Origin of the sequence: Streptomyces cacaoi, assembly GCF_006539165.1 — a bacterium.
Classification (GTDB): Bacteria; Actinomycetota; Actinomycetes; order Streptomycetales; family Streptomycetaceae; genus Streptomyces; species Streptomyces cacaoi.
This window is the reverse complement of sequence record NZ_BJMM01000029.1, coordinates 24,695-40,056: the sequence shown is the minus strand read 5'-3', so window position 1 is coordinate 40,056 and position 15,362 is coordinate 24,695. Positions and strand designations below refer to the sequence as shown.

General features: G+C 75.0%; 12 protein-coding genes and 1 riboswitch. Of the genes, 5 read left to right on the top strand and 7 right to left on the bottom strand.

Going from position 1 to position 15,362, the window contains the following annotated elements:
• Window positions 1-82: 82 nt before the first annotated feature.
• The 5 genes from SCA03_RS23685 to SCA03_RS23665 all read left to right on the top strand — a co-directional run bounded on the left by SCA03_RS23685 (window position 83) and on the right by SCA03_RS23665 (window position 5,784).
• The gene (locus SCA03_RS23685) at window positions 83-508 is read left to right on the top strand and encodes a hypothetical protein (protein ID WP_086815784.1); all 426 of its coding nucleotides are present in this window, start codon (window positions 83-85) and stop codon (window positions 506-508) included.
• Window positions 495-2,240: a sensor histidine kinase gene (locus SCA03_RS23680; protein WP_443098233.1), complete on the top strand. Its 1,746-nt coding sequence runs from the start codon at window positions 495-497 to the stop codon at window positions 2,238-2,240. Before SCA03_RS23685 ends, SCA03_RS23680 begins: the two co-directional genes overlap by 14 nt.
• Window positions 2,237-2,896, top strand: a complete 660-nt coding sequence (locus SCA03_RS23675; RefSeq protein ID WP_030881733.1) for a response regulator transcription factor — start codon at window positions 2,237-2,239, stop codon at window positions 2,894-2,896. Before SCA03_RS23680 ends, SCA03_RS23675 begins: the two co-directional genes overlap by 4 nt.
• A gap of 85 nt (window positions 2,897-2,981) precedes the next feature.
• The gene (locus tag SCA03_RS23670) at window positions 2,982-4,400 is read left to right on the top strand and encodes an SLC13 family permease (protein ID WP_030881730.1); all 1,419 of its coding nucleotides are present in this window, start codon (window positions 2,982-2,984) and stop codon (window positions 4,398-4,400) included.
• Window positions 4,401-4,560: 160 nt separating this feature from the next.
• Complete coding sequence (locus SCA03_RS23665) at window positions 4,561-5,784, top strand: glycerate kinase family protein (RefSeq protein ID WP_086815786.1); 1,224 nt, start codon at window positions 4,561-4,563, stop codon at window positions 5,782-5,784.
• Window positions 5,785-5,801: 17 nt separating this feature from the next.
• Here the strand turns inward: SCA03_RS23665 and SCA03_RS23660 are convergent, their stop codons facing one another.
• The 7 genes from SCA03_RS23660 to xylA all read right to left on the bottom strand — a co-directional run bounded on the left by SCA03_RS23660 (window position 5,802) and on the right by xylA (window position 15,316).
• Entirely contained in the window at window positions 5,802-6,632 is an 831-nt protein-coding gene (locus tag SCA03_RS23660) for a class I SAM-dependent methyltransferase (protein WP_086815788.1), read from the bottom strand.
• A gap of 55 nt (window positions 6,633-6,687) precedes the next feature.
• Window positions 6,688-7,002, bottom strand: coding sequence for a hypothetical protein (locus tag SCA03_RS35255; RefSeq protein WP_158102306.1), 315 nt, complete (start codon window positions 7,000-7,002; stop codon window positions 6,688-6,690).
• 144 nt (window positions 7,003-7,146) lie between these two features.
• The gene (locus tag SCA03_RS23650; protein ID WP_230988873.1) at window positions 7,147-8,661 is read right to left on the bottom strand and encodes an aminotransferase class V-fold PLP-dependent enzyme; all 1,515 of its coding nucleotides are present in this window, start codon (window positions 8,659-8,661) and stop codon (window positions 7,147-7,149) included.
• Between the two features lie 402 nt (window positions 8,662-9,063).
• Window positions 9,064-9,182: riboswitch (SAM riboswitch) on the bottom strand.
• A gap of 169 nt (window positions 9,183-9,351) precedes the next feature.
• Window positions 9,352-11,157, bottom strand: a complete 1,806-nt coding sequence (gene nhaC / locus SCA03_RS23645) for a Na+/H+ antiporter NhaC (protein WP_211293536.1) — start codon at window positions 11,155-11,157, stop codon at window positions 9,352-9,354.
• Window positions 11,154-12,479 (bottom strand): MalY/PatB family protein, encoded by a 1,326-nt coding sequence (locus tag SCA03_RS23640; RefSeq protein ID WP_086815792.1) that lies wholly within the window; start codon window positions 12,477-12,479, stop codon window positions 11,154-11,156. The genes nhaC and SCA03_RS23640 overlap by 4 nt, the downstream gene beginning before the upstream one ends.
• Window positions 12,480-12,677: 198 nt before the next feature.
• Window positions 12,678-14,102, bottom strand: a complete 1,425-nt coding sequence (xylB, locus tag SCA03_RS23635) for a xylulokinase (protein ID WP_141275639.1) — start codon at window positions 14,100-14,102, stop codon at window positions 12,678-12,680.
• A complete protein-coding gene (gene xylA / locus SCA03_RS23630; RefSeq protein ID WP_030881706.1) occupies window positions 14,099-15,316 on the bottom strand; it encodes a xylose isomerase in 1,218 nt (405 codons plus the stop codon). The genes xylB and xylA overlap by 4 nt, the downstream gene beginning before the upstream one ends.
• Between the last annotated feature and the right edge of the window lie 46 nt (window positions 15,317-15,362).

The following is a 15,362-nucleotide window of genomic DNA, read 5'->3' as shown; positions in this document are numbered from 1 at the left end:
GGCCCGCCTCCCGGCCGCCGGATGAAGATCTCCTCATCCGGGCTTCATCCGGCGCACGGGTACGCCGGGCAGCGTGACCGGTATGGCGTTCTCACACCGGATCGCGACGCTCGCGGCCGTGGTGGCGATCCCGCTCGGTATCGCCGTCACGAGCTACGCGCTCACCGACAGCCCGGACCCCGCACAGCCGCCCGCGAAGGTCGAGTTGGACGACCGCAGTCCCTCGCCCGGTTCCTCCGGCCCCGGTGGCGAACCGTCCGGCACGCCCTCGCCGTCCTCCGGTGGCGAGGAGACGGTGCCCCGGCCCCCCGCGACGGGCGACGGCGCCGACGACGGGCCCGGGGCCCCGGCGGACGACGGGGACGACGGGCGGGGCGACGGCAAGGACGACGGGCGGGACGGCAGGGACGGCGACGACCGGGACGACGACGGCAGCCGGGGCGGGGGCGGTGGCAGCAGCGACGACGGGGACGACGGCCGGACCGACGGGACCGGTGACGACGGCTGAGCAGGCCGCCACCGGGCCGCGGCGGCACCGGATATCGGCACGGGTCCGCATCCTGCTGTGGCTGCTGGCGGTCATGGCGGTGGCGCTCGCCGCCGTCGCCACCACCACCCGCTCGATCCTGCTGCGGGACGTCGAGCACCGGGTGACCCGGCTGCTGGAGCAGGAGACCGGCGAGTTCGCCAACTTCGTGCACCGGGGCCGGGATCCGGCGACGGGACGGCCGTTCACCACCGCCCGCCGGCTCCTCCAGGTGTTCCTGGAGCGGCAGTACTCCGACCCGGACGAGGAGCTGCTCGGGCTGGTGCGCGGCAAGGTCATCCGGCAGAGCCGCGACATCCCCTCGGCGCTGCCGCTGTACCGGGACCGCGCCTCGCTGCGGCGGATCACCGCGGGCACGGAGCGCTCGGGCACGCTGCACCGGCCGCAGGGCGAGGTGCGCTGGGCGCGGGTGACGATCGAGCCGGGCGGCGACACCCCGTCCGGCACCTTCGTCGTCGCGCTGCACGTCGACCGCGAACAGGCCGGCCCGCAGGACGTGTTCCGGGTGCTGCTCGCGATATCCGGGGTGGCACTGCTGCTGACCTGCGGTATCGGCTGGGTCGTCGCCGGGCGGATCCTGGCGCCGGTGCGGCTGGTGCGCAGCACGGCGGCACAGCTGACCGAGCAGGACCTCACCCGGCGCATCCCCGTGCGCGGCCGGGACGACATCGCCGCGCTCGCCGGGACGTTCAACGCCATGCTGGACCGGCTGGAGCGGGCGTTCGCCGCGCAGCGGCAGTTCGTGGACGACGCCGGGCACGAGCTGCGCACGCCCATCACGATCGTGCGCGGCCATCTGGAGCTGATGGGCGACGATCCGCAGGACCGGGCCGAGACGGTGCGGGTCGTCACCGACGAGCTGGACCGGATGAGCCGCATCGTCGAGGATCTGCTGCTGCTGGCGAAGGCCGAACGGCCGGACTTCGTCTCGCCGGAGCCGGTGGAGCCCGCCGAGCTGACCGCGGATGTCTTCGTGAAGGCGCGGACGCTGGGAGAGCGCGACTGGCGGCTCGAACAGGTGGCGGAAACGGCCGGGCCCGGCGAGGCCGGTGATCCCGGGGAGCCGAGCGAGGCCGGTGACGGCAGGGTGCTGGTCGATCCGCAGCGGGTGACCCAGGCGATGGTGCAGCTGGCGCAGAACGCGGTGCAGCACACACCGCCCGGCGCGACCATCGCGCTGGGCTCGCGCTGGGTGCCGGCGGGGAGCGCGGGGGACGCCGGGAACGCGCCGGACGCCGAAGACATCAGAGACATCAGAGACGTCAGAGACACCAAGGACGTCAAAGGTGCCAAGGGTGCCAGGGGTGCCAAGGACGCAGGCGGTACGGGCGGTTGGGCGGACGGTGGCCGGTGGCCCGCGGTGGAGCTGTATGTGGCCGACCGTGGTCCCGGCGTCGATCCGGCGGACGCACAGCTGATCTTCGAGCGGTTCCGGCGGGGCACGGCACGGCGCGGCGCACGCGGCAGCGGGGCCGGGCTCGGGCTGGCGATCGTCCGGGCCATCGCCGAGGGGCACCCCGGCGGCCGGGTCGAGCTGCGGCCCACCGAGGGCGGCGGCGCGACCTTCGTCCTCGTGCTGCCGCAGGCGCCCGGGGTGGTCCGGCAGCGGCAGCACGGCGGGACGGAGCACCCGGCGGCGGAGCGGGAGAACACACGGCCCCGGAGGGGCGGCCACGTGGGGAGGCAGGGGTGACACGGGTACTCATCGTCGAGGACGAGGAGCGGATCGCCGCGTTCGTGGAGAAGGGGCTGCGCGCCAGCGGGTTCGCCACGACGGTGGCCGCCGACGGCGACACCGCCTACGACTACCTCCGCACGGGCGGCTTCGACCTCGTCGTCCTGGACATCGGGCTGCCGGGCAAGGACGGCTTCACCGTGCTGCGGGAGCTGCGCGAGGCGCGGGTGACGGTGCCGGTGATCGTGCTGACGGCACGGGACTCGGTACGGGACACCGTGGCCGGTCTGGAGGGCGGGGCCGACGACTGGATGACCAAGCCGTTCCGCTTCGAGGAGCTGCTGGCCCGGGTCCGGCTGCGGCTGCGCACCGCGGCCCGGGTGCCGGAGGTCACCGTGCTGCGCAGCGGCGCACTCTCGCTGGACCTGCGCACCCGGCGAGCCCGGGCCGGCGGCCGGGTGGTCGATCTGACGGCCCGGGAGTTCGTGCTGCTGGAGCTGTTCCTGCGCCATCCCGGCCAGGTGCTGACGCGCGAGCAGATCCTGTCCCATGTGTGGGGCTACGACTTCGACCCCGGCTCGAACATCGTCGACGTCTATGTGCGGGCGCTGCGCAAGAAACTGGGCGCCGGGCAGGTGGAGACCGTGCGCGGCATGGGGTACCGGCTGCCCTGACGGGCGGGCCGGGACCGCCCGTGGATGAACTTCCTTTCATGGCGGGCTCACCGGCGTCTCACCGCGGGCTCGAAGACTCGTGCGCATGGTCTGGAGCCCGCGCCGAACCGTCCCGCTCGTCCTCGCGCTCAGCGTGTGCGCGCTGCTCGCCGTGCCGGGGAACTTCCCCGGGCTGAGCGGCGAGGCGCGGATCACGCTGGTCGTCTTCGCGCTGGCCACCTGCGCCTGGGTCGGGACGCCCATCGACGACACCTACATCGCGCTCGGCGCCGGCCTCGCGCTCGCCGTCACCGGGGTGATCAGCACCGACACCCTGTTCGGCACCCTCGGCGATCCCACCGTGTGGCTGCTGATCTGCGCCTTCGTGCTGGCCGCCGCCGTCTCGCGTACCGGGCTGGCGGCGCGGGCCGCGGCCTTCCTGGTCAGCGGGGCCCGCTCGGTGCGGCAGCTGGCACATCTGACGACCGCGGCGCTCGTGGTGAGCGCCTTCGCCGTACCGGCCACCTCGGGCCGGGCCGCGCTCGCCCTGCCGGTCTTCCTGGCGCTGGCTGCCGTGCTGCGGGAGCGCCGGCGGCTGGTGGTGATGCTGGCCCTGCTCTTTCCGACGGTGATCCTGCTGTCCGCCGTGGCCACGCTGATCGGTGCCGGCGCGCATCTGATCACCGTCGGGGTGCTGTGGGAGTCCGCCGGTGAGCACGTCGGCTTCACCCGGTGGCTGCTGCTGGGGCTGCCGCTCGCGGTCGTCTGCTCCCATCTGGCCGCCGAGGCCGTGCTGGTGACGACGACGCGCCGCGCGGACCGGCGGGGGCCGGTGCGCATCACCGTCGACGACATCCAGCGGCACTCCCCGACGGCGGTCGCCGGGCCGCTGACCCCGCCGGAGGCCCGGGCCGCGCTGCTGCTGGTCACCGTCGTCGCGCTGTGGTGCAGCGAGCCGCTGCACGGGGTGCCGCCCGCGCTCGTGGCGCTGATCGGTGCCGTGGTGGCGGCCTCCCCCGCGCTGGGCACCGTCGGCCTGAAGGACGCGCTGCGCACGGTGCCCTGGTCCCTGCTGCTGTTCATGGCGGCGACGATGGCGATGGGCGTCGCGCTGTCCGCGTCGGGGGCCGCTTCGTGGCTGGTCAGCGGGGTGCCCGGGGGGACGCGGGTACCGGCGTGGCTGTTCCTGGCCGTCGTCGTGGCGGTGAGCACCGGGGCCCATCTGCTGCTCCAGTCGCGCTCGGCGCGCTCCAGCGTGCTGGTGCCGCTCGTCGTCGCCGCCGCGGCCGGGGCGGGCGTCAATCCGGTGTCCGCCGCGCTGGCCTCCACCGCGGCTGCCGGCTTCTGTCACACGCTGCCCGCCTCCGCCAAGCCGGTCGCGCTCTTCGCCGACGTCCCGGACACCCCGACCTACACACCGCGCGACCTGCTGCGGCTCTCCGCCGTCCTGGCCCCGCTGACGGCCCTGCTCGTGCTGGCGTTCGCGCTGGCGGTGTGGCCGCTGCTGGGGGTGCCGGTGAGCTGAACCGCCCCGGCGGGGTCCCGCCGCCCCGCGCCTGCCCCTGCGCCGGCCCCTTCGCCCCCTCATCCCTTTGTCGCCTTGTCGTCACCGGGCGGACCCCGCGAGCCGCGCACGCCCGGCCCATGACCACCGCCATGTTCCGCACCGCACCGAGGAGTTGGATATGCCGTACCGTTTCGTGCTCGCGCCCGGCGGGTTCAAGGAGTCGCTCTCCGCGCGGCAGGCCGCCGAGGCCATGGCCGAGGGGGTGCGCCGCGCCGTGCCCGATGCGGCGCTCGATCTGATGCCGCTGGTCGACGGCGGTGAGGGCACAGCGGAGGCGCTCGCACTGGCCACCGGCGGACGGCTGGTCCGGCGGATCGCGACCGGGCCGCTGGGCGAGCCCGTCCGTACCCACTTCGCGCTGCTGGGGGACGCCGACGCGACCGCGGTGGTGGAGATGGCCGCCGTCGCCGGGCTCTCCCTCGTACCGCCGGACCGCCGCGACCCGGGCCTGACGACGACATACGGCGTGGGCGAACTCCTGCGCGCCGCGCTGGACTCCGGAGCACGCCGGGTGCTCGTCGGCTGCGGCGACTCGGGGACCTCGGACGGCGGCGCCGGCGCCCTCCAGGCGCTGGGCGCCCGGCTGCTCGACGCGGACGGCGCCCGGCTGCCGCGCGGGGGCCACGCCCTGGTCGCGCTGGACCGGATCGACCCCTCGGGCCTCGATCCGCGGCTGGGCGAGGTCGAACTCCTGGTCGCCTGCAATCCGTTCAATGTGCTGTGCGGCCCGCACGGCGTCGCCCGGGTGTTCGGCCCGCAGAAGGGTGCGACGCCCGCGCAGACGGAGATCCTCTCCGCCGCCCTGGAACGCTGGGCGACGGTGCTGGCCCGGGATGTGCACCGGGGCGGCACGAACCTGCGCAGCGCCCCCGGAACGGGTGCCTCCGGCGGGCTCGGCGCCGGACTGGCCGCGCTCGGCGGGCAGTTGCTCCCCCGGTTCGAGGTGCTGCTCGACGGCCTCGGCCTGGAGGCGCGGTTCGCCCGCGCCGACCTCGTCCTGACCGCCGAGGGCGCCCTGGACCGGCAGACCCCGCACGGCAAGGTGCCCGCCGAGGTCGGACGCCGGGCCAAGGCGCTCGGCAAACCCGTACTGGCACTGGCCGGAACCCTCGAGGACGGCGCCCGCGAGGCCCGCGCCTCGGGCATCGACGCCTACCGCTCCATCCTGCCGGCACCGCTGTCCCTGCCGGAGGCCCTGCTGCACACCGGTACGCATCTGGCCGAGGCGACGGAGCACGCCGTGCGCATGGTGCTGCTCGGCACCCGGCTGCGCACCGCCGGACACCTGGCGGCGCGCCCGGCGCGGGGCGCCTCCCGAGTACGGCCCGCCGTGGGGCGGTAGGTGCGGCGGACCGCGGCTCAGCGTCCGGTCGGCCGCGCCGGACCGGCGCATACCGCGCCGGCGCCGAGGCCCCGACCGCGCCGGTAGAGGGTCGCGCTGTCGCTGTTGCCGAGCCAGCGCAGGGTCAGCGGACAGGAGGAGACGGGGTGCCAGCCGGACTCCAGCTCGTCGAAGAAGGCGGCGTCCGCGCACTGGCCTCCGCGGGCGTCACCGACGTAGAGCAGGTGCTCACCGCGGTAGGCGCGGAGCGTGTCGACGGCCATGGGGTCGTCGCGCGGGGGCCACCACAGTCCGAGGACGCGGTCGGGATGGCGGGCGGCCGCCGTGGGGGCGTCGAGCGGCTGCACCGCGGCGAAGCGGAACATGTCGGCGTAGCCGTTGCGGTGGACGTGCTGGTCGGTGGCCAGGACGTCCAGGCCGCGGTCGGCCAGCAGGGAGGCCCAGTAGCCGGTGCCCGCTCCCACCTCGACCAGCTTCCGGCCGTCCAGGCTGCGCACGGCCCAGTCGACCGCCGTGCGCGAGGCGAGCGCCCAGCTGTAGATCCGGGACAGGTACTGGCGCCGGAGCATCGAGGGCGCGGGAGCGGCCCACCCGGGAAGGTGGTCCAGCACCTCGACGACGCCCTCGGGCGCCGTCGGAGGGCGGATGGCCGGGTACCACAGCAGCGGAACCATCTGCGGGTTCCGCAGCGCGAAGTCGACGTCCCGCTGCGGGAGCAGCTCCTCCAACGGGCGGAAGGGCAGCGGCCATCCGGGGAACACGACGTACTCGTGCTCGTCCCAGAAGGCCATCAGCTCCTGCGCCAGTGCGGCCAGCCGCCGGGACGCCGCGGGAGGGGCGGCGCTCACGGGACCTCCAGCAGCACCACGGACGCCCTCCTGTCCCGGCTTCCCGACTACCGGCTCACTTCACGATGTGGCCGGGAACGGCCAGCGTCTCGTCCGGGGCGGCGTTCCGGATGTGCCCGGGGACGGCCAGCGTCTCGTCCGGCGCGGCGATCATGATGTGACCGGGAACGGCCATCTCCATGTGGTCGGGCACGGCCACAGCATTGTCGGCGGTCCCGGCGGTCCCGGCGGTCCCGGCGTTCTCAGCGGTCCCGGCGGTCCCGGCCCCCTCGGCAGAGGACGGCTGGGCCATGGCCCCGGTCGTGGCAGCAGCGGACAGAGCCGCGACGGCGGCTGCGACGACTGCGGCATTGCGGACGGATCGCTCCATGTCGCTACCTCGCTTACCTCGCACTGGCTTTCGGTTGCGCGGGAGCGTAGCACGCGGGCCACTCCACCCCGGGGCGTTTCCCGGGGTGGAGCGGCCCGCCCAACACCCGCCGTACGAGGACGAGTTGGCGATCCGGAAGCGAGGTCAGTCCGTCGCCGGCCCCCGGTCGGGGACGCACCGCCCGTCCTCGGTGCGGTAGCCCCAGCGGGCGCCGTCCCGTACCAGCGCGCGCGTCGCGGCGAGGAACCGGTCGACGTGCTCGTCGGGCGTACCGGCGCCGAAGCTGACGCGGATCGCGTTCAGCGCCTGCTCGCCGGCCCCGGCGTCGGGGGCGCCGCACTCCCCCGGCGCGTCCTGCTCGCGGCCCAGCAGCGTGCGCAGCAGCGGATGGGCGCAGAAGAGGCCGTCGCGGACACCGATGCCGTGCTCGGCCGAGAGCGCGGCGGCGAAGTGGGAGCTGTTCCAGCCGTCGACGACGAAGGAGAGCACCCCGACCCGGTCCGCCTCCGGGCCGAACAGCGAGAGTTCGCGCACCTGCGGAATCTCCGCGAGGCCGCGGCGCAGCCGGCCCAGCAGCTCCTCCTCGCGCGCGACGAGCCGGTCGAACCCGGCCTCGCGCAGGGCCCGGCAGGCCGAGGCGAGCGCATAGGCGCCGATCACATTGGGCGAACCGGCCTCGTGCCGGGCCGGACCGGTGTGCCAGGCGACGTCCACGCCGCCGTCGGCGCCCCGGGTCACGGTGCGGCTGGCACCGCCACCGGCCAGATAGGGCCCGGCGGCGCGCAGCCAGTCGGCCCGTCCGGCGAGCACCCCGGCGCCGAACGGCGCGTACAGCTTGTGGCCGGACAGCGCGACCCAGTCGGCCTCCAGCTCGGCCAGATCGACGGGCCGGTGCGGGGCGAGCTGCGCGGCGTCCAGCACGAGGCGCGCGCCGTGCCGGTGCGCCGCGCGGGCGAGTTCGCGTACCGGCCACACCTCGCCGGTCACGTTGGAGGCACCGGTCACACACACCAGCTTCGGTCCCCGCGGGGCACCGTGCAGCGCCTCCTCCAGCGCGGCGACGGCCTGTTCGGGCGAGCGGGGCGCGTCCAGGACCGTCACGTCGTGGGCCCGCCAGGGCAGCAGCGAGGCATGGTGCTCCGTCTCGAAGACGAACACCCGGGTGCCGGCGGGCAGGACGGAGGCCAGCAGGTTGAGGGAGTCGGTGGTGGCCCGGGTGAAGACCACCTCGTCGTCCGCCCGGCAGCCGAGGAACTCCGCGACGGTACGCCGGCTCTGCTCGTACAGCTCCGTGGACAGCTGCGAGAGGTGTCCGGCACCGCGGTGGACGCTGCCGTAGTACGGGGCGTAGGCGGCCACGTCGTCCCAGACCCGCTGGAGCGCGGGGGCGCTGGCGGCCTGGTCGAGCGCGGCGTACGGGACCTCGCCGCCGGTGACGAGCGGCACACGGACGTCGCGGCCGAGCACGGGCAGCGGAAGGGGCGCCGGCGTCCCGGTCCGGGCGGCGCCGGGGCGACAGGCTCCCTCGCCGGTGGAGTCGGCGCAGTCGGCGGAGCCGGTGGAGGCGGTGGTGTCGTCCGAGGCGTCGACGGAGGTCGCGGCGGAATCCGTGACGGTGGAAAGCGGATCGATCGGGGCAAAAGAGGCGTTGAACGGCATGGCGGTCTCCCGTGGGCAGGCAGGGGTGACGGACGGCGGACCAGCTCAAGTGGCTGACGGAACGGGGGAAACGGAGGAGGGCCCGACCGGCTCCGGCGACCGGAGCCCCGCGCGCGGCCGACGGCGGCGGACCTCTGCGTCCACCGTGTACGCCCTGCGCGGCGGGGCCGTGGCGTCCGGCGGGTGCGGACCTCGGAGGCCCCGGGAGGCTGGAAGGCCCGGAATCCGGGAACACCGGGAACGGCCGGAACGCCCGGTGGCCGGGCGGCGGTTGGCCCCGGGGTGGCGTCGAAGCCTCGTCCGCGCGCTGCGGTGCGGACGCCGCTGCTTCGACGGCACCCCTAGCGCATTCGCTGACTCACAGGGGAACTCCCTCTCGGACCAGGACCCCTGGCGGTGAGGGATCCGCGCTTGCCGCAGACCCTGCTGTCGTGCGGCCTGGTCATCACCCGGGGCACCCCGCCACGGACGGAGGGTTGCCGGACAGCGGGCCGGGGCCTTGATCGCTGTCGCTCGTGACCTGCGCAGGAGTATGGCACACCCCTCCCGGCTCGCACACCCGTGCGTCCGCATGCCGGACAACCGCACCGGCCGGGCGCCACGGGAGCGCCCGGCCGGTGCGGTGGAGCGTGCCGGTCCGGTACGGCGGAGAGACGCCGCGGCGGGACCGCAACAAGCCGTCGGAAGCCGTCAGTCGGCAGTGGGCGCCGACGGTGCCGAGGGGGACGAAGAGGCCGGAGAGGCCGGGGAAGCCGAGGAAGCCGCGGAGGCCGCGGGGGCGGCTCCGGCGGAGGCCCGCTCGCGGGCCGCCTCGTCGCCGTCGGAGGCGCCGTCCCGGGAAGTCTCCGCGCCCGCGGGGCCGTTCCCGGCAGGACCGCCGGAAGCCCCAGGACCGCCGGAAACCTCAGGGCCGCCGGAAGCTTCGGTGCCGGAAGAGCCGGGCCCGGCGCCGCCGACACCCTCCTCCGCCTCCATCGCGCGCTGTTCCTCCGGACCGAGCCGGGCGATACCGAAGCCGGTGAAGCCCCACAGCACCGCGAAGACCATGCCCGACCAGCACAGCACCGCCCACGGCAGATAGTCGAGCGTGGCGACGCCGAGGGTGCCGGCCATATAGGCGCCGGCCGCCGTCCACGGCAGGATCGGCTCGACGACGGACGCCGAGTCCTCGATCGTGCGGCCGAGGTTCTTCGGGTGCAGCCCGCGTTTGACGTAGACGCCGCGGAGGGTCTCGCCCGGCATCAGGATGGAGATCTGTCCGTTGCTGGTGACGCCGATGGTCAGCAGCCCGGTCGCGATCGTGGTGAGGATCAGCCGGCCGGTGGTCCGCGCGAGCCGCAGCATCCGCTCCACCAGCACGTCCAGCGAGCCGGTCAGCGACATGATCCCGGCGAAGGCGATCGCGCAGAACGCGATGAGCAGGGTGTTCATCATCGACTGCATACCGCCCCGGTCGAGCAGCGAGACGATGCTGTCCGGTACGGAATCGGCGTCGAAGCCCGGTGCCGTGAGCATCGTCGTCTTGAAGCCGCTCACCGCCGAGGTGATGGTGTCGGCGAGCGAAATCCCCTGGAACACCAGCGCGTTGACCATCGCCACCAGCGAGGACAGCAGCATCACGGGGATGCTGGGCCGGCGCAGCAGCGAGCCCGCCAGGACGATCGCCACCGGCAGCAGCAGAAGCGGGTTGAAGTCGTAGGCGCCGCCGAGCGCGTCGGTCAGTTCGCGCAGCCGCTGCGGGCTCGCGTCCGGGGAGACGTCGGTGCTCAGCCCCGCGACCGTCATCACGCCGCCGGTGGCCAGGAACGAGGGCACTGTCGTGTACAGCACATGGCCGATGTGGGTGTAGAGGTTCACGCCGGTGGCCATGGCGGCCAGGTTGGTGGTGTCCGACAGCGGCGAGAGCTTGTCCCCGAAGTACGCGCCGGCGACGACCGCGCCCGCCACCATGCCGAGGTTCGCGTCCAGCCCGGCGGCCACGCCCATGAAGGCCACGCCGATCGTGCCGACCGAGCCCCAGGAGGTGCCGGTGCACAGCGAGACGACCGCCGAGACGATCAGCGCCGTCAGCGGCAGCATCTGCGGCGAGACGATCTTCAGCCCGTAGAAGGTGAGCATCGGGATCGTGCCGCCCGCCGTCCAGGTGCCCATCATCAGGCCGACGCAGATGAGGATGAGGACGGCCGGGGTGACCTTCGCGAACTTCTGCGCGATGGCGTTGGTGATCGCCTCGTAGGAGTGGCCCAGCCGCACGGCCACCAGCCCGGCCACGACCGCCGAGGCCAGGATCATCGGCTCGGACGGCAGATCGAGCGCGATGTTGCCCACGCCCAGCAGGACGAACATCGTGACGACCGGCAGCAGCGCCACCGCGGGCGACGGACGACGCGGCCCCGCGGCGCCCCCGGCCTGCTTCCCCTGCCCCGGCTGCTTCCCCTGCTGCGCCTTCTGCGCCTTCTCCGGTGCGGCGTCCGCGCGGACGCGCCGGGGGCTCACGGCTGCTCCCCGTGCGCCGTGCCGGTCGCGGGTGCCGTGCCGGTCGCGGGCGCCGTGCCGGTCGCCGGTGCCGCGCCCGGCCCGTCGGCTTCCGGACCCTCGGCTTCCGGCCCCTCGGCGCCCGGCGGATGGAGCGCGTACGCGGTCGCGAGCCGCTCCAGCGCCTCGGTGAGCAGCGGCCGGGGCGTGGCCAGGTTGAGCCGGAGGAAGCCCTCGTGTCCGGGACCGAAGGAGCTGCCCCAGGAGACGGCGACGCCCTGCTCGTCGGTGATCCACCGGCGCAGCCGGTCCTCGTCCGTGCTCCAGGCACGGCAGTCGATCCAGGCGAGGTAGGTCCCCTCGGGCTCGGTCAGCCGCAGTGCGGGCAGCCGCTCCTCCAGCACGGAGCGGGTGAGGGCGAGGTTGTCCGTGAGGTGGGCCAGCAGCCCGTCGAGCCAGTCGGCGCCGTGGGTGTAGGCCGCCTTGAGCGCGACGGCGGCGAAGAACGAGGGGTTGTGCTCCCCCGCGGCCCGCAGCCCCTCGGCCAGCTCGGTGCGCAGCCGGTCGTCGGGCACGACGACGCCGGTGATCTCCAGGCCGGCCAGGTTGAAGGTCTTCATCGGCGAGACGAAGGTCACCGTGGCCCGGGCGATCTCCGGGGACAGCGAGGCCGCGAAGGTGTGCGGCCGGCCGGCGGCCAGATAGCCGGTGCCGGAGAAGTCGGCGTGCACGTCGTCGCTGATCAGCAGCGCGCCGTGGCGGACACACAGCTCGCCCAGCCTGCGCAGCTCCTCGGGCGTCCACACCCGTCCGGTCGGGTTGTGCGGCGAGTACAGCAGGACGGCGCGCACCCGCTCCTCGCGCAGTGCCCGCTCCATGCCGTCGAAGTCCATCTCCCAGCGGGCGCCGGGGCCCTCACCGGTGCGTACCAGGGGGCTGCGTATCAGCCGGCGGCCGTTGCGGACCACGGTGTCGGCGGTCGGCGCGTAGCCGGGCGAGTGCACCAGCACCGCGTCGCCCGGCTCGGTCCAGATGCGGACCATCACGGCCACGGCCTGCACCACCCGGTGGCAGGCGATCAGGTGCGCCGGGTCGATCCGCCAGCCGTGCCGCCGCTCCAGCCAGCCGGCGAACGCCGGCGCGTGGTCCTCGGGCAGGTCCGTGTACCCGTACACGCCCTGCCGGGCCCGCTCGGTGACGGCGTCGACGACGGCGGCCGGTGCGGGGAAGTCCATGTCGGCGACGGACAGTGCGAGGGCCCGGTCGCCGTGCGAGCGGCGCAGGGTGTCCCACTTCGCCGAGTCGGTGCCGAAGCGCTCGACGACGTTGTCGAACTCGTTCACTTCTTCCTCTTTCTGCGGGGCCGGCGCCGAACGCCCTCCCTGCCCCGGTGGTGCGGTGCCCGCCCCGGCAGGGCAGGCGAGCTCATGGAGCGGTGCTGCCGCGCCCGGTGCGGCGGTGGCGCGGGCCGGCCGTGACACCGGCCCGCCGCCTCTTCCCGGACGGTATGCCGGGGCACGCCGTCCGCGGGATGACGGGCGTCACCCCGAGGTCTGCCGGACGACCAGCTCCCGGGCCTGCGCGTACCGCTCCCGTACCCGCGGCACGGGGTCGGCCTCGTACCGGGCGGTCTCCTCGGCCGGGGGCCAGCCGGGGTCGGTGCCGTCGCGCAGCACCCGGGCTGCCTGGAGCGCCGCGCCGTCGGCCACGTACTCGCCGGGCGGCGGGACGGACACCGGCAGTCCCAGCACGGCCGGCGCGATCCGCCGCACGGCCTCGCTGCGCGCCCCGCCGCCGACCAGCACCGCCCGTCGGCACTCCACGCCCTGCGCGCGGACGGCGTCGAGCCCGTCGGCCAGCCCGCACAGCAGGCCCTCGACGGCGGCCCTGGCCAGGTGCGCCGGGTCGGAGGTCGCCAGGGTCAGCCCGTGCAGGGCGCCGGTGGCGTCCGGGCGGGCGGGGGTGCGCTCGCCCTCCAGGTAGGGCACGAGCACCAGCCCGTCCGCCCCCGCGGGCGCCGAGAGGGCGAGCCGGGACAGCTCGTCGAGGCCGACGCCGAGCATCCGGGCCGTGGCCTGGAGCACCCGGGCGGCGTTCAGCGTGCACACCAGCGGCAGGAAGCCGCCGGCGGCGTCGGCGAAGCCGGCGACGGTGCCGGTCGGGTCGGCGGTGGGCCGCCCGGTGACGGCGAAGACGGTGCCGGACGTGCCGAGGGAGACGACGACGTCGCCCTGTGCGGCGCCGACGCCCAGGGCCGCCGCCGCGTTGTCCCCGGCACCGGGCCCCAGCACGGTGCCCGTGCCGGGGATCCGCCCGGCACGCTCCCAGGGCCCGGCCACCCGGGGCAGCACCGCGTCCCGGCCGAGCGCCCGGTGCAGCAGATCGCGGCGGTAGGCGCCCTCGGCCGGTGACCAGTAGCCGGTGCCGGAGGCGTCGCTGCGGTCGGTGACCAGCGCCGTCACGTCCGCCGTGCCGCCGTCGGGCGCGTGGCCCGCCAGCTGCCAGGTCAGCCAGTCGTGCGGGAGGGCGACGGCCGCGGTGCGGCGGGCGGCCTCCGGTTCGTGCCCGGCGAGCCAGCGCAGCTTGGCGACGGTGAGCGAGGCCACCGGCAGTGTGCCGACGGCCCGCGCCCACGCGTCCGCGCCCAGCTCCTCCCCCAGCGAACGGGCCGCGTCCGCCGAGCGGTTGTCGTTCCACAGCAGCGCGGGCCGTACGACGCCGCCGTCCTCGTCCAGGCACACCATTCCGTGCTGCTGCCCGGCGACCGAGACGGCGGCGACGTCGTCGAGGCCGCCCGCGTCCGCCACGGCGGTGCGCAGCGCGTCCCGCCACGCCGCCGGCGCGACCTCGGTGCCCTCCGGGTGCGGGGCGCGCCCCGAGCGCACCAGGGTGCCGTCGGCGGCGTCGCGGACGACGACCTTGCACGCCTGGGTCGAGGAGTCGACGCCCGCGACGAGCGTGCTCACAGGCCCGTGCCCCCGGCGGCCCGGAACCCGGTCAGGTGCTCCAGCGCGAGCTGCGAGAGCCGTACGAAGGCGCCACCGCGCGCGGCGGCCGCCTCGACGTCGAACTCCTCGAAGGCGGAGCGGTCGGCACGCAGCGCGGCAGGGGTCTCCCCCGGCTCCAGGGTGGGCCGGGCCAGCTCGTCGACGCGGGCGGCGCGCAGCGCCTCCTGCACCTCCGGGTCGGCGCGGAAGGCGCGGGCGCGCTCGCGCAGCGCGAGGTAGCTGCGCATGTTGGCCTCGGCGGAGGCCCACACCCCGTCCGCGTCCTCGGTGCGCAGGGGCTTGTAGTCGAAGTGCCGGGGCCCGTCGTAGCCGCCGTGCTCCAGCAGGTCGACGGTGAAGAAGGCGGAGAGCACATCGCCGTGACCGAAGATCAGGTCCTGGTCGTAGCGCGGGCCGCGCTGCCCGTTGAGGTCCAGGTGGAAGAGCTTGCCGGACCACAGCGCCTGGCCGATGCCGTGCACGTAGTTGAGCCCGGCCATCTGCTCGTGCCCGACCTCCGGGTTGACGCCGACCATCTCGTGGTGGTCCAGCCGGGAGATGAAGGCGAGCGCGTGCCCGATGGTGGGCAGCAGGATGTCGCCGCGCGGCTCGTTGGGCTTGGGCTCCAGGGCCAGCTTGAGGCCGTAGCCCTGGTCGACGGAGTACTGGGCGAGGGTGTCGATGCCCTCGGCGTACCGGTCGAGCGCGGCGCGCACATCGATGCCCGCGTCGGTCTCGGAGCCCTCGCGGCCGCCCCACAGCACATAGGTGGAGGCGCCGAGTTCGGCCGCCAGGTCCATGTTCCGCATGACCTTGCGCAGCGCGTACCGGCGGATGTCGCGGTCGTTGTTGGTGAGCGCCCCGCCCTTGAAGACCGGGTGGCCGAACAGGTTGGTGGTGGCCATGGGCACCACGAGCCCGGTCTCCTCCAGCGCCGCCTTGAAGCGGGCGATCACCTTCTCGCGGCCGGCCTCGTCGGTGCCGAACGGGATGAGGTCGTCGTCGTGGAAGGTGACGCCCCAGGCGCCCAGCGCGGCCAGCCGGTGCACGGCCTCGACGGGGTCGAGCACGGGCCGGGTGGGGTCACCGAACGGGTCGGCGGCACGCCAGCCGACGGTCCACAGGCCGAAGCTGAACCTGTCCTCGGGGGTGGGGGTGAGGGACGGGACGGATGCGGCGTCTCCGCTCGACATGGGTGCCTCCATTGGCTCCGTCGACTTTTAGTGCGATGACTGGACT